General features: G+C 69.5%; 12 protein-coding genes. 1 reads left to right on the top strand and 11 read right to left on the bottom strand.

The annotated features are described in order from the left end of the window. Nucleotides 1-109: 109 nt before the first annotated feature. The 9 genes from DFP85_RS07410 to rho form a co-directional block, all read right to left on the bottom strand. The gene (locus DFP85_RS07410; protein ID WP_133635672.1) at nucleotides 110-2,221 is read right to left on the bottom strand and encodes a PhoX family protein; all 2,112 of its coding nucleotides are present in this window, start codon (nucleotides 2,219-2,221) and stop codon (nucleotides 110-112) included. A gap of 146 nt (nucleotides 2,222-2,367) precedes the next feature. After that, nucleotides 2,368-2,880, bottom strand: coding sequence for a DUF3087 family protein (locus DFP85_RS07405; protein ID WP_133635821.1), 513 nt, complete (start codon nucleotides 2,878-2,880; stop codon nucleotides 2,368-2,370). A 76-nt stretch (nucleotides 2,881-2,956) separates the two neighbouring features. After that, entirely contained in the window at nucleotides 2,957-4,021 is a 1,065-nt protein-coding gene (locus DFP85_RS07400) for a 3-deoxy-7-phosphoheptulonate synthase (RefSeq protein WP_133635671.1), read from the bottom strand. Between the two features lie 301 nt (nucleotides 4,022-4,322). Beyond that, complete coding sequence (locus tag DFP85_RS19200; protein WP_279512924.1) at nucleotides 4,323-4,448, bottom strand: hypothetical protein; 126 nt, start codon at nucleotides 4,446-4,448, stop codon at nucleotides 4,323-4,325. A gap of 64 nt (nucleotides 4,449-4,512) precedes the next feature. Then, the gene (locus DFP85_RS19195; protein ID WP_278031879.1) at nucleotides 4,513-4,641 is read right to left on the bottom strand and encodes a hypothetical protein; all 129 of its coding nucleotides are present in this window, start codon (nucleotides 4,639-4,641) and stop codon (nucleotides 4,513-4,515) included. A gap of 97 nt (nucleotides 4,642-4,738) precedes the next feature. After that, nucleotides 4,739-5,452: a dihydromonapterin reductase gene (gene folM, locus DFP85_RS07395; RefSeq protein ID WP_133635670.1), complete on the bottom strand. Its 714-nt coding sequence runs from the start codon at nucleotides 5,450-5,452 to the stop codon at nucleotides 4,739-4,741. Continuing rightward, nucleotides 5,449-6,228 carry an NAD(P)H-flavin reductase gene (locus DFP85_RS07390; protein WP_133635669.1) on the bottom strand — a complete coding sequence of 260 codons (780 nt, stop codon included), beginning with the start codon at nucleotides 6,226-6,228 and terminating at the stop codon, nucleotides 5,449-5,451. Before DFP85_RS07390 ends, folM begins: the two co-directional genes overlap by 4 nt. 18 nt (nucleotides 6,229-6,246) lie before the next feature. Further along, nucleotides 6,247-7,734 carry a 4-hydroxy-3-polyprenylbenzoate decarboxylase gene (gene ubiD, locus DFP85_RS07385; RefSeq protein WP_133635668.1) on the bottom strand — a complete coding sequence of 496 codons (1,488 nt, stop codon included), beginning with the start codon at nucleotides 7,732-7,734 and terminating at the stop codon, nucleotides 6,247-6,249. Between the two features lie 214 nt (nucleotides 7,735-7,948). Then, nucleotides 7,949-9,208, bottom strand: a complete 1,260-nt coding sequence (gene rho / locus DFP85_RS07380; protein WP_133635667.1) for a transcription termination factor Rho — start codon at nucleotides 9,206-9,208, stop codon at nucleotides 7,949-7,951. A gap of 458 nt (nucleotides 9,209-9,666) precedes the next feature. Between rho and ppx the strand changes: the two genes are divergently transcribed. Further along, on the top strand, nucleotides 9,667-11,208 hold the full coding sequence (ppx, locus tag DFP85_RS07375; protein ID WP_133635666.1) for an exopolyphosphatase: 1,542 nt from the start codon (nucleotides 9,667-9,669) through the stop codon (nucleotides 11,206-11,208). On the opposite strand, the gene tilS is transcribed toward ppx, so the two are convergent. Then, on the bottom strand, nucleotides 11,141-12,469 hold the full coding sequence (gene tilS, locus DFP85_RS07370) for a tRNA lysidine(34) synthetase TilS (RefSeq protein ID WP_133635665.1): 1,329 nt from the start codon (nucleotides 12,467-12,469) through the stop codon (nucleotides 11,141-11,143). The two genes, ppx and tilS, sit on opposite strands and share 68 nt — an antisense overlap. Nucleotides 12,470-12,478: 9 nt before the next feature. After that, nucleotides 12,479-13,432, bottom strand: coding sequence for an acetyl-CoA carboxylase carboxyl transferase subunit alpha (accA, locus tag DFP85_RS07365; RefSeq protein WP_133635664.1), 954 nt, complete (start codon nucleotides 13,430-13,432; stop codon nucleotides 12,479-12,481). Nucleotides 13,433-13,732 lie beyond the last annotated feature (300 nt).

The raw sequence follows: 13,732 nt of genomic DNA, 5'->3' as shown, positions 1-13,732 counted from the left end.
TTCGACGCAAGCCCAAGCCTTGACGACATCGCCTCCGCGGCGCTTGCCGCGGAGGCGATGTTTATTGCAGCGTCAAGCTTGTGGCTTGACGCTGCCGACAAAGAAGGGCTCAGACACCGACCTGTCCGCCATCCTCCTTCTGGATCACCACGGTGGACGCCCGCGGGCGCACGTCCCCCTGGGTGACCTCGGTGGCATCCTCCGAGGCCGGCCAGTTGCCCGGGTGCTGGATGTTGATGAACAGCGCGGTCCTGTCCGGCGTGGCGAAGATCCCGGTGACCTCGCAGCCATTGGGACCCACGGCGAAGCGCTTGAGGTGCTGCTGGTTCTCTGCCGTGACTACCCCGCCCTCCAGGGCGCCCGGCACCACCGCCAGCAGCTGGTCGTTGGTGTGCTCGGCGACGCCTTCATAGCCGTTGTCGGTCTGGATCCACAGGATGCCCTGGCCATCGCCACGGTCGTCGTACCACAGGCCATCGGGGCTCGCGAACTGGTTAGCCGCGGTCAGCCCGGAGCGGTTGTCGCCGTCCGCGGCGGCGGCGCCGAACACGAACACCTCCCACGCGAAGCGAGTTCCATTGCTGCCTTCACGCCAGCGGATGATATGCCCGGCGCCATTGTCGGAGCGTGGGTTGGCTTCGTTGACCGGCGCGGTGGCAAAGCCCACTCCGTGTTCATCAATGGCGCTCCCCTCGTTGGTATAGGTCGCCTCGCTGCCGGCTTCGGTGCGCTGGCTGTTGTTGGTCAGGGTGATGTAGACCTCGCCGGAGGCGGGGTCGACGCTGGCCCACTCGGGGCGGTCCATGGGCGTGGCCCCCATCAGGTCGGCAGCGTCGCAGGTATTGATGATGATGCCGGCCAGGTCGTCGGCGGCCAGGCCCAGGGCCGCGTGGAGGCGACGGCCATCTCGGGTCCGCGCATCCGGCGTCAGCGCCAGCCACTCGCCGCTGCCATCGGCATCGAAGCGGGCGGCGTAGAGCACACCTTGATCCAGGTACTTGGCACCGATCTCCAGGCGGTCATAGGCCGCACCGGGACGGTTGGCATCGGCCGGATCCCAGGCGGCGGCGGAGACGAACTTGTAGATGTACTCGTTGCGGGCATCGTGGCCCGAATAGAAGACCACTGGCTTGCCCGGCTCGAGCTTGCCCAGCCAGCACCCCTCGTGGCGGAAGCGGCCCAGGGCGGTGCGCTTCACGGCGCGGCGACTGCCATCGTAGGGATCGATCTCCACCTGGTAGCCGAAGGTGCGCGCCTCGTTGCGGTAATCCTCGCCGGCATCGGCGCCGCGCGGCGTGATATCGAAGCGGGCAAACTCGTCGTTCTTCTCGGAGGGGTCGCCCGCCGAGGTCTCCCAGCCGTAGCGGCCGCGCTCGGTGGGAATGCCGATGCGGGCATCATCGGGGAAGCGCTCGCCGGTGTTGACGAAGATGTTGGGCCAGTTCTCCTCGCAGGCCAGGTAGGTGCCCCAGGGGGTGAGGCCGTTGCCGCAGTTGTTGTTGGTACCGCGGGCCAGCCGTCCCTCCGGCGAGAATCGGGTCCTCACGTAGCCGCTGCCGGCCACCGGGCCGGCGAGCTCCATCTCGGTGGCGCTGGTGAAGCGACGGTTGTAGGGCGAGCCCGGCACATGGGCCCAGCGACCATCGTCGCCCTTTCTCACCCCCACCAGGGTCACGCCGTGGGCGTTGATCTCGGTGCGCGACTCCTCGGCGGGGCGGGCGCCCGCCTCGGCATTGGTGGGGCCACCCTGGGGCGCCCACAGCGCCTGCTGGTCGATGTACTCGTTGTTCAGCGCCAGCACGAAGCGCCGCGAGGCGTTCTCCGCGTCCAGAGGGAAGCCGTGCATGCCGTCGTGATGCATGCCCACGCTGGCTGCCTGGCGTTCCGCGGTCATGGCCAACTCGTCGCCCCACGCTGGCGCCTCGCCCGAAAGCGGCGTGCCCCAGGGCACCAGCACCTGGGCGGTGTAGCCCGACGGCACCACCACGGCGTCGGTGCGCGACCCGGCGACCGACTCGAAGGCCAGGCTCAGCGGCGTCTTCTGCATGGCCCCGGAGGCCAGCGCCTGGGCGGCGCCGCCGAAGCCCAGCATCGAGGCGGCCGCCAGCCCCAGGCCGCCGCGCATCACGCTGCGCCGGGAGACGTGGCGTTCGAGAACGGAGGCGAAGGGCTCGTTGGTGCCGGGGTTCAGGACGCGGTGATCCTCGATTTCCTTGCTCATGCGGGTTTCCTCGTCGGCTGGGCGAGACGTGCGGGACGCCTTCAGGAACGAGGAAAGCCTAGGCAAGGAAGGTGACAGTGCGATGAAGCACCGGGATCAGCCCGCCATCGGGGCCAAAGGGCTCGTCGGGGACAGGGGGCCGCTCCCTATCCCTTGCGGAACGCATCGAGGTCATGGGGGTCGAGGCCGGCCACGCGCTCGGGCAGGCCGCGCTCACGACGAGCGGCACGCACCACCTCGCGCTCGGCGAGCAACTCGGCATCGTCATCCAGGGTGCGGCCGTTGAGCTCGGCGAGCTGGGCCATGCCCTGGTGGTAGAAGGCGAGCACCGCCATTGCGGTGTCGTTGCCCTCTGCCATGCCGCGGCGCAGCGCCGGCAGGTAGCCGCTGACCCGGGAGAGCTGGTGCTTGAGCTGCCAGACATAGCGCACCTCGGCCATCCAGGGGCGCTCGCGCAGTACCGCGAACACCAGGCTGGTCGCGACCAGCCCCAGCAGCACGCCCAGCACGTTGAGCCAGAAGCCGCCGTTGAAGGTGGCCTGCAGCAGCTGGACGAACACCAGCCCGAAGACGACCAGTTGGCCGGCCATGGCCAGGCTGATGAAACGGCCCTTGCGGCGGTAGGTCTCGGGGTCGTGGTCCTCGAACTGGAACGGCATGGACGACATGGGGAGCTCCGGGTAGCGAATCGGCAATCGACGGCATTATCCCGACATCGCCCCCCGCGGTACAGGGCTAGCGCAGCCGCTCGGCGGCCGTGAGCAGCAGGTGCTCGGTGGTCTCCCAGCCAAGGCAGGCATCGGTGACCGAGACCCCGTGGCGCAGCCGGCCCGGTTGCAGCGGCTGCTTTCCCTCGTGGAGATGGCTCTCGAGCATCAGCCCCGCCAGCGCCGTCTCGCCGGCCTGGCGCTGGGCCAGCACGTCGAGCAGTACCTCGCTCTGGCGGCGGTGGTCCTTGCGCGCATTGGCGTGGCTGCAGTCGACCATCAGCCGCGGGGACAGGCCGGCGTCCTCCAGGGCGCGGCGCGCCGCATGGACGTGGGGGGCCTGGTAGTTGGGCTCGCCATGGCCGCCGCGCAGCACCAGCTGAGTATGGGGATTGCCCGCGGTGTCGCGGATCGCCGGGCGGCCCTCGGGATCCATGGCGAAGTGGCTGTGGGGGTGCGCTGCGGCACGCATGGCATCCAGCGCCACGCCGATGTCGCCGCTGGTGGCGTTCTTGAAGCCCACCGCCGCCTCCAGGCCGCTGGCCAGCTCGCGGTGCAGCTGCGACTCGGTGGTGCGGGCCCCGATGGCCACCCAGGAGAGCAGGTCCTCCAGGTAGGGAGAGAGCATCGGCTGCAGCAGCTCGGTGGCCACCGGCAGCCCCAGCTCGGCCACCTCGCGCATCAGCCGCCGCGAGACCGCCAGGCCACGGGCCATGTCGCCTGAGCCGTCGAGATCGGGATCGTAGGCCAGCCCCTTCCAGCCCACGGTGGTGCGCGGCTTCTCCACGTAGACCCGCATCACCGTCAGCAGCCGGTCCGAGATGCACGGGGCCAGCTCGGCCAGGCGGCGGGCATACTCCAGGGCCGCCTCGGGATCGTGGATGGAGCAGGGGCCGACCACCACCAGCAGTCGGTCGTCGCGGCCAGCAAGGATCTCGTGGATGGCGTGGCGCTGGGCCTCGATCCGGGCCGCCAGCGCCGGGGAGAGCGGCAGCTCGCGGCGCAGCTCGCCGGGGGTGGGCAGCGGCCTGGCCGGGGCGGCGGCGCGGTGCAGGGGCTCGGTCGGGAGGGCGGCGGCAAGGGAAGCGTTCATGGCGTCATCAGCTCCGGGTAGCGGTCATACATCGTGTCGGTCGGGTGCCATCGATCTCGCTACGGCCGGGCATGGCGGAGTGGGCCGACCGCAGCTCGCTAAATCGCCAGTAGCCGTAATAGCCCGCGAAGCCCCGGGTCTGGCGGATGGCGATGGCTGCAGTCATGGTCTCTCTCCTTGATGTCATCTGGTGGTTCACGCTCCCCGAAACGCAGAACCCCCGGGCGGGGCGGCCGTCCGGGGGTTCTGGCGGAGGCGGCCCTGGTGGGGGGGTGCCTCCCGGCGATGTCGCGTCTTGCGCTCAGGACATGGCCACGGGCACCCCGGGGGTAAACCAATAGCCATGCCAGTCGCCGCGCACCGCGAACGACACCTTGCCATGGTAGGCAACGCGAGAGGTGGGCTGGGCACGGCGGGGCATGGTCATGGGGCGCTCCTGAGGTCTCGTCACATCCTGCCGCATTGCGGCATGGCTGGCAAGGGCCGCCCGCTCAGCCGGCGAACAGCTGGTACCAGCCGATGGTGGCCGGCAGGCAGCTCATGGCCACCAGTACCACCAGGCCGAGCACCACGGAGAGCAGGCCGCTGTCGTCCTTGAAGTTCGTGTCGTGTCCCGCCATGTGTCACTCCTTACTATCGTGTCAGGCTATCTTGTCAGGTTAGGGCTGCATTCTAGCGAAGATCGCCGCCTCCGGCACGGCACCGATGGTCGCAGGCTCAGCGCAGGTGGCGCCCGCCGTCCACCGGCAGGGTGACGCCGGTGACGTAGCGATTGTCGAGCAGGTAGCGCAGGCTCTGATAGATCACCCCGGGGCCGGGAATCATCTCCATCGCCGACTTGGCGCGGGCCTTCTCGGCGTAGGCCTCGTCGTCACCCTCGTTGAGCATGATCATCGCCGGGGCGATGGCATTGACCTGGATCTCAGGGGCGTACATGGCGGCGAAGGAGAGCGTCAGGTTGTCCAGCCCCGCCTTGGTGGCGGCGTAGGCGGCGTGCTTTCGCGAGCCCTTCTGCACCACGTAGTCGGTCATGTGCACGATGTCGCGCTGGGGCTCGCTGCACGCCTCGAGCAGCGCCCGAGCGTGCAGGTTGATCAGGTAGGGCGCCAGCATGTGGATGCGAAACAGCCGCTCGAAGGTGGCTCCCGCCTCGGGGCCGCTGGAGTCGGGCGCCCAGTCGCTGGCGTTGTGGACGATGGCCCGCAGCGATGGCGTCTCGGCCCTGAGCCGGGCGAGGAAATCGAGGATGCCCGCCTCCGTCGCGAAGTCGGCCGGCAGGGTGACGATGCCCCGCTCACGCAGCGCGTCCAGCTCGGGGCGCTCGCGGCGATAGCTGATGATCACCGGATGGCCGTCGTCACGCAGGCGCTCGGCACAGTGGCGTCCCAGGCGCTGGGCGCCGCCGGTGATCAGAATCGGCGAGGCGCTCATGGGCCGGACTCCCGGCGCAGGCTGCCCGCGGTGGGCACGATGGGGTCCCGCGGCGCATAGGCGAAGACATCCGAGAAGACTCGTGAGGGCGAAAGCCCCAGCGAGGCGAGCACGTCCACGCAGGCGTAGACCATGCCCGGCGAGCCGGAGACATAGACGTCATGCCCCGAGATGTCATCGAGGGCCGTCGCCAGGGCGTGGTCGATGCGGCCGCGGTGGCCGATGACGCGCTCTCCCGTCAGGGCCTCCTCGGGCGCGACCTCGGTCACGGCATGGAAGCGGACATTGGGATGGCCCTCGGCCCACTCCCGGGGCAGGCGCTCCAGGTAGAGGTCGCGACGCTCGCGAGCCGCCCACCAGAGGTCGATCTCGCGTGCCGGGTCGGCATGCAGCGCCGCCTCGACGATCGCCTTCATCTGCGCAAAGCCGGTGCCGGCCGCGACCAGCAGCAGGGGGCGCGTGCTGTCCGGGTCGAGGATGCAGTCGCCGCCGGGCAGGCGCAGGGTCAGCCGCTCGGCCACCTGCATCAGCTCGCGCAGCCGGGCGGAGTTCTCCCGCTCCGGCCAGTGCTGGATGTGCAGCTCGATCCCGCCATCGCCGCCGTGGGCATTGGCGATGGAGAACGGCACCCAGAGGCCCTCCTCCAGCTTCAGTTCCAGGTACTGGCCGGGCTCATGGGCCACGGCCTCGGGCCGGCCCTCCAGCTGGACGCGGAAGACGTCCGGGGTGAGATCCTCGACCTCGGTGACCAGGCAGGTCAGGGTCCTTGGCGTCATGAAAGCCTCATGAAGTTGTCAGAATGTCGTGTTGTCCGGGGAGTCGATGCCCAGCTCGTTCCAGCGCTCGCTGACGCGGGCCTTGACGGCCTCGTCCATGACGATGGGCGTGCCCCACTCGCGGTCGGTCTCGCCGGGCCACTTGCTGGTGGCGTCCAGGCCCATCTTGGAGCCGAGCCCCGCCACGGGGGAGGCGAAGTCCAGGTAGTCGATGGGGGTGTTCTCCACCATCACGGTATCCCGGGCGGGGTCCATGCGCGTGGTGATGGCCCAGATCACGTCCTTCCAGTCCCGGGCACAGACGTCGTCGTCGAGCACCACCACGAACTTGGTGTACATGAACTGGCGCAGGAAGCTCCACACCCCCATCATCACCCGCTTGGCGTGGCCCGGGTACTGCTTCTTCATGGTCACCACCGCCATGCGGTAGGAGCAGCCCTCAGGCGGCAGGTAGAAGTCGACGATCTCGGGGAACTGGCGGCGCAGGATGGGCACGAACACCTCGTTCAGCGCCAGCCCCAGGATCGCCGGCTCGTCGGGCGGGCGACCGGTGTAGGTGGAGTGGTAGATGGCGTTCTCGCGCATGGTCATGCGCGTCACCGTGAACACCGGGAACTGCTCGACCTCGTTGTAGTAGCCGGTATGGTCGCCGTAGGGGCCCTCGGGCGCCATGTCGTCGGGATAGATAAAGCCTTCCAGAATGATTTCTGCTGATGCAGGTACCTCCAGATCGGCATGACCACACTTGACCAGCTCGGTGCGCGAGCCTCTCAAGAGCCCCGCGAAGGCGTACTCGGAGAGGCTGTCGGGCACCGGCGTCACCGCGCCGAGGATGGTGGCCGGGTCGGCGCCCAGCGCCACCGCCACCGGGAAGGGCTCGCCGGGGTGGGCCTGCTGGAACTCCTGGAAGTCGAGTGCCCCGCCACGATGGGAGAGCCAGCGCATGATCAGGCGGTTGCGGCCGAGCTTCTGCTGGCGGTAGATGCCGAGGTTCTGGCGGGTCTTGTGGGGCCCCTTGGTGATCACCAGCGGCCAGGTGACCAGCGGCGCGGCGTCGCCAGGCCAGCAGTGCTGGATCGGCAGGCGGTCGAGGTCGACCTCGTCGCCATCAAAGGCCAGCGCCTGCACCGGCGCCGAGCGCACCGTCTTCGGCCCCATGCTCATCACCTGCCGGAAGATCGGCAGCTTGCTCCAGGCGTCGCGAAAGCCCTTGGGGGGGTCGGGCTCCTTGAGGAAGGCGAGCAGCTCCCCCACCTCGCGCAGGGCGGCGACCGAGTCCTGGCCCATGCCCATGGCCACCCGCTTCGGGGTGCCGAACAGGTTGCCGAGCAGCGGCATGGTGTGGCCCTTGACGTTCTCGAACAGCAGCGCCGGGCCCCCGGCGCGCAGGGTCCGGTCGCAGATCTCGGTGATCTCGAGGTAGGGGTCGACCTCGGCGGTGATGCGCTTGAGCTCGCCCTGGGCCTCGAGCACCGCGATGAACTCGCGCAGGTCCTTGTACTTCATTCGGATTTCCCGGTTCCGGAATGACGAAAGGGGCAGCATAGCATGCCCCTTGAATACGTCTGCTGGATCGCCATGGTGAGCGGCGCCGGGGACAGGCCGAAGAGGGGGTCCTATGCCAGGGATGGCATCGGTAGCGCCCAGGGACGGGTTTACAGCGCCCCCTCGCAGGCCTGTCGCCGGGCAAGCCGCGGTGTGGCATTCCCGGCGATCGCGATCAGCGCCGCTTCATGGCCTCGAAGAACTCGAGGTTGGTCTTGGTATCCTTCAGGCGGTCGATCAGGAACTCGGTGGCCGCGGTGTCCTCCATGGGGTTGAGCAGCTTGCGCAGGATCCACATGCGCTGCATCTCGTCCTCGGAGGCGATCAGGTCCTCGCGGCGGGTGCCGGAGCGGCGGATGTTGATCGCCGGGTAGACGCGACGCTCGGCCAGCTTGCGGTCCAGGTGCGCCTCCATGTTGCCGGTGCCCTTGAACTCCTCGAAGATCACCTCGTCCATCTTGGAGCCGGTGTCGACCAGCGCCGTGGCGATGATGGTCAGGCTGCCGCCCTCCTCGATGTTGCGCGCCGCACCGAAGAAGCGCTTGGGCTTCTCCAGGGCGTGGGCATCGACGCCGCCGGTCAGCACCTTGCCGGAGCTCGGCACCACGGTGTTGTAGGCCCGCGCCAGGCGGGTGATGGAATCGAGCAGGATCACCACGTCCTTCTTGTGCTCCACCAGGCGCTTGGCCTTCTCGATCACCATCTCGGCGACCTGCACGTGGCGGGCCGGCGGCTCGTCGAAGGTCGAGGCCACCACCTCGCCGCGCACCGTACGCGACATCTCGGTCACCTCCTCCGGCCGCTCGTCGATCAGCAGCACGATCAGGTGGCACTCGGGATTGTTGCGGGTGATCGAGGTGGCGATGTTCTGCAGCATCAGGGTCTTGCCCGCCTTGGGCGGGGAGACCAGCAGGCCGCGCTGGCCCTTGCCGATGGGCGCCACCAGGTCGATGATCCGCGCCGTGAGGTCCTCGGTGGAGCCGTTACCGATCTCCATGCGCAGCCGTTCCTGGGGGAACAGCGGCGTGAGGTTCTCGAAGAGGATCTTGTGCTTGGCGTTCTCCGGCTTGTCGAAGTTGATCTCGCTGACCTTGAGCAGCGCGAAGTAGCGCTCCCCTTCCTTCGGCGGGCGAATCTTGCCGGAGATGGAGTCGCCCTTGCGCAGGTTGAAGCGCCGGATCTGGGAGGGCGAGACGTAGATGTCGTCGGGGCCGGCCAGGTAGGAGCTGTCGGCGCTGCGCAGGAAGCCGAATCCATCCTGCAGGATCTCCAGCACACCATCGCCGAAGATCGGCTCGCCGCTCTTGGCGTGCTTCTTGAGGATGGCGAAGATGATGTCCTGCTTGCGGGAGCGTGCCAGGTTGTCGATGCCCATCTCGCGGGCAGTCTCCAGAAGCTCCGGCACTGGCTTTTGCTTGAGTTCGGTAAGATTCATCGGTGTGTTCAGAATTCGCTCGTGGAAGCCGGGCGGCAGTGCGCCGTGAGGGCAGTGCGCCGTGAGGAAAGACAGGAGGCGAGACGATGACGCCCTGTGGATGCGTTCAGAGCCCGGACAGGCTACCTCTCGTCATGCTGCATCGAATGGCCATGGGCTAGCGACCGCACTCTGGGGTTGCCGGGCCGATATCGGAAGCGAGGAAGCAGGTTCGTTTTCGCCTGACCTGCGGGTCCGGGCCAGGCGGCCGGGATCGCGGGCTGAAGCAGTGGGCTGTCTGACGACTTGGAAACTGACCGTGACGGGATCGCCGCGAGACGGTCGGGAAGCATTCGGAACAGGCGAACGACCCGATACTAGTCAAGGCGGCGGGCGAACGCAAGCCCCGGGACCGGCGACAATTGACACGACCGGGAGCGCCGCGCACCCTTGCCCCTGACCGATCCGAAGGAACTGCCATGACCTCGCCACAGGACCCGGCGCCCTCCGCTGCCGCCCCACTTCCGGCTGCCGTGGCCGGCGATCCCACCCGGCTCGCCGCCATCGACCTCGGCTCCAACAGCTTCCACCTGCTGGTGGCCAACTACCAGGACGACCGCCTGCAGGTGGTGGCCCGCCTCGGCGAGAAGGTCCAGCTGGCCGCCGGCCTCGACGACGACGGCCACCTCGGCGAGGCGGCCATGCAGCGCGCCCTGGACTGCCTGGCCCGCTTCGCCCCCTTCCTCGAGGACATCACCCCGGGCCATCTGCGGGTGGTGGGCACCAACGCGCTGCGCGACGCGACCAACAGCCAGGTGCTGATCGAGCGCGCCGAGGCCCTGCTCGGCCACCGCATCGAGATCATTGCCGGCCGCGAGGAGGCCCGCCTGATCTACCTGGGCGCGGCCCACGCCCTGGCCGAGGACGGCCGCCGGCTGATCGTCGACATCGGTGGCGGCTCCACGGAGTTCATCATCGGCGAGCGCTTCGAGCCCCTGGCGCTGGAGAGCCTGCGCATGGGCTGCGTGACCTTCACCCGTCGCTTCTTCGAGGGGGGCGAGATCAGCGAGAAGCGCATGCGCAAGGCGGAGCTCGCCGCCCTCTCGGAGTTGGCCAACATCCAGCGCCCCTACCAGCGCCTGGGCTGGGCGGATCCAGTCGGGTCCAGCGGCACCATCAAGGCGGCAGCCGCGGTGATCGCGGCCGCCGGCGATGCCCCGGAGGGGGTGATCACCCGCGACGGCCTGGCCGCCCTGCGCAAGCGCCTGATCAAGTGCAAGAAGCTGGACAAGGTCGCCATGGAGGGTCTCAAGGCCGACCGCTCGCGGGTCTTCCCGGCCGGGGTGGCGATCCTCGGTGCGATCTTTGAGGCCTTCGAGCTGGAGCGGATGCGCTATGCCGACGGCGCCCTGCGCGAGGGGGTGCTCTACGACATGGTGGGGCGCAACAGTCCCGAGGACTCGCGCCTCAAGACCCTGGACGGCCTGGCCCGCAACTACCAGGTGGACGGCCGCCAGGCCGACAACGTGGCGGCCACCGCCGGTGCCCTGCTCGAGCAGGTCCGCGGGGCCTGGGGGCTCGACGACGACCAGGCGCGCTTCCTCGACTGGGGCAGCCGCCTGCACGAGATCGGCCTGGCCATCTCGCACAGCCAGTTCCACCGCCATGGTGCCTACCTGCTGGAGTACTCCGACCTGGCCGGCTTCTCGCGTCCCGAGCAGCGCCTGCTGGCCTTCCTGGTACGCGCCCACCGCCGCAAGTTCCCGGTCAAGGAGTGGCAGGCCCTGCCCGAGTCGGAACGCCGTCCCCACGCCCGCCTGGCGCGGCTGCTTCGGCTGGCGGTGATCCTCAACCACTCCCGGCCCGAGCAGCCCCCCGCCGTGCCCCGGCTCGAGGCCGAGGGCGAGACGCTGACGCTGACGCTGGCCGGCGAGGAGCCCCCGGCGCTGCTGCTCAACGACCTGGAGCAGGAAGCGGCCTACCAGCAGGCCGCGGACTTCCCCCTGGTGCTGCGCGGCTGATCCAGCCCTCGGCGAGCGCCAGCCACGCCTGCTCCACCGGATCGAGTACCGCCACCGGCGCGTCGCCCGCCCGGGCCACCAGCAGCCGCTCGCGCACCCAGGGCGGCACGCCGAGTTCCTGCAGCAGCCGCTTGAGGTCGCGCCGGCCACGGCCGGGCAGCCGCAGTCGCTCGCCTCCCTGCCGCGGCACCATCCGCAGGCGCGCCGCTGCACCGTCGGCCCGGCCCAGCGCGACCCGCACCTCGCCGAGCGGCGTCACCAGCGGCGAATGGCCATCCCACTCCGTCTGCCAGTCGGCCGGCAGGACGTCAGGGGGCACGAGCAGGTGGAGCCGCCCTCGCCAGACCCTGGCCTCGGCACCGGACCAGGCCACCCGCACCTCGGCATCCTCCCCGGCACCCAGCTGGGCCAGCAGCGTCTCGAGACGCCTCGACGGCGGCCGCGCCAGGCCAAGCCGCGCGCAGCAGTGGCGCACCAGCAGGCGTCGTCGAGGGCCGGAGAACGCTGCCAGGCCCGGAACCGGCAGGCACGCCGCCTCGCCGCCCAGGCGCTCGAGATCGAGTTCGGCGAGGTCGTCGAGCAGGGCGTCGGCCTCGCCGGCCAGCGCCGCGCTGCGGGAGAGGGCCGCGCCGGCATGGGGCCAGCGGGACGCCAGCAGTGGCAGCACGCCATGGCGCAGGAAGTTGCGATCGAGGCTCTGGTCGTCGTTGGAGGGGTCCTCCACCCAGGCCAGGCCCCGGCGCCCCGCCTCGGCCTCGAGGGTCGAGCGTGCGACACCGAGCAACGGGCGCTCGAGCCGCCGGTCCCGCCAGTCGCGACACGCCGCCATCCCGGCCAGGCCGCGCACCCCGCTGCCGCGCAGGGCGGCCAGCAGGAAGGTCTCGGCCTGGTCATCCCGATGCTGGGCCAGCCAGAGGCTCTCGCCGGGCGTCACGCGCCGGGCGAAGGCGACATAGCGCGCCTCCCGGGCCGCCCCTTCCAGGCCCTGTCCGGCGGCCCGGTCGACGGCGACACCTTCCACGAACAGCGGCACACCGAGGCGCGAACAGAGCCGCCGGCAGTGTCGCTCGAAGCCATCGGCGGCGGGCTGCAGCCCATGGTGGACATGCAGGGCGCGCAGGGGGCGCGGATGGCGCCGACAGGCCTCCGCGGTGAGCGCCAGCAGCAGCGAGGAGTCGAGCCCCCCGGAGAGGGCCACCCAGACGCAGCGCCCCGGCGGGGTAGCCGCCAGGGCGCGATCGATACGGCGTTGCAGGGGCATGGTTTCCCCTTAGGCAGGTGCCCCGTAGCTCATCAGGCGCTCGTAGCGACGCGCCAGCATCTGGTCCGTGTCCAGCGCCTCCAGGCGGTCGAGGCTTGCCTGCAGCGAGGCCTTGATCCGCTCGGCGGTGGTCACCGGGTGGCGGTGGGCGCCGCCGAGGGGCTCGGGAATCAGGGTATCGACCAGCCCCAGCTCCTTGAGGCGCTCGGCGGTGATGCCCATGGCCTGGGCGGCATCGGAAGCCTTCTCGGCGCTCTTCCAGAGGATGGAGGCGCAGCCCTCGGGGGAGATCACCGAGTAGGTGGAGTACTGCAGCATGGCCAGCTCGTCGCAGACGCCGATGGCCAGCGCCCCGCCGGATCCGCCCTCGCCGACCACGGTGGCGACGATCGGCGTGCGCAGGCGCGACATCACCGCCAGGTTGTAGGCGATGGCCTCGGACTGACCGCGCTCCTCGGCGTCGATGCCGGGATAGGCCCCCGGGGTGTCGATGAAGGTCAGCACCGGCATCTTGAAGCGCTCGGCCATCTCCATCAGGCGGCAGGCCTTGCGGTAGCCCTCGGGGCGCGGCATGCCGAAGTTGCGGCGCACCTTCTCGTGGACGTCGCGCCCCTTCTGGTGGCCGATCACCATCACCGGCCGGTCGTCGAGGCGCGCCACGCCGCCGACGATGGCGGCATCGTCGGCGAACTTGCGATCGCCGTGCAGCTCGTCGAAGTCGCTGAAGACGTGCTCCAGGTAGTCCAGGGTGTAGGGGCGCTGGGGATGGCGCGAGAGCTGCGAGACCTGCCAGGGACTGAGGTCCTTGAAGATCGACTCGGTGAGCTTGCGGCTCTTCTCCTCGAGTCGGCCGATCTCGTCGCTCAGGTTGACCTGGCTGTCGTTGCCGACCAGCCGCAGCTCCTCGATCTTGGCCTGGAGCTCGGCGATGGGCTGTTCGAAGTCGAGATAGTTCGGATTCATTGGCGGGCGGCCTTGTGGTGTTTCACCGCCCTGCCCGTCGAGGCCAGGCGCGGCGCGAAAAATGTGAAGTGGCTGGCATTATCGCACCCTCAACGCGCCACGCAAGGCGGCACATCGACTGCTGGCAACTGCTCGGGGCTGATCCGGGGGAAGGCCTTCGAGGAGGCGCTGTGAACCCCTCCCTGGGCGCTACCGACGCCATCCCTGGCGTAGGACCTTGTGTCTCTCCAGTGAGGGGTGATTAGCTACCACCGCTCACAGCCTGGGTGTATCCCGAGTAGGACCGAATGGCCTCGAGCC

It is taken from the genome of Halomonas ventosae (assembly GCF_004363555.1).
In the GTDB taxonomy this organism is placed as follows: Bacteria; Pseudomonadota; Gammaproteobacteria; order Pseudomonadales; family Halomonadaceae; genus Halomonas; species Halomonas ventosae.
This window is presented reverse-complemented; position numbering and strand designations above follow the sequence as displayed.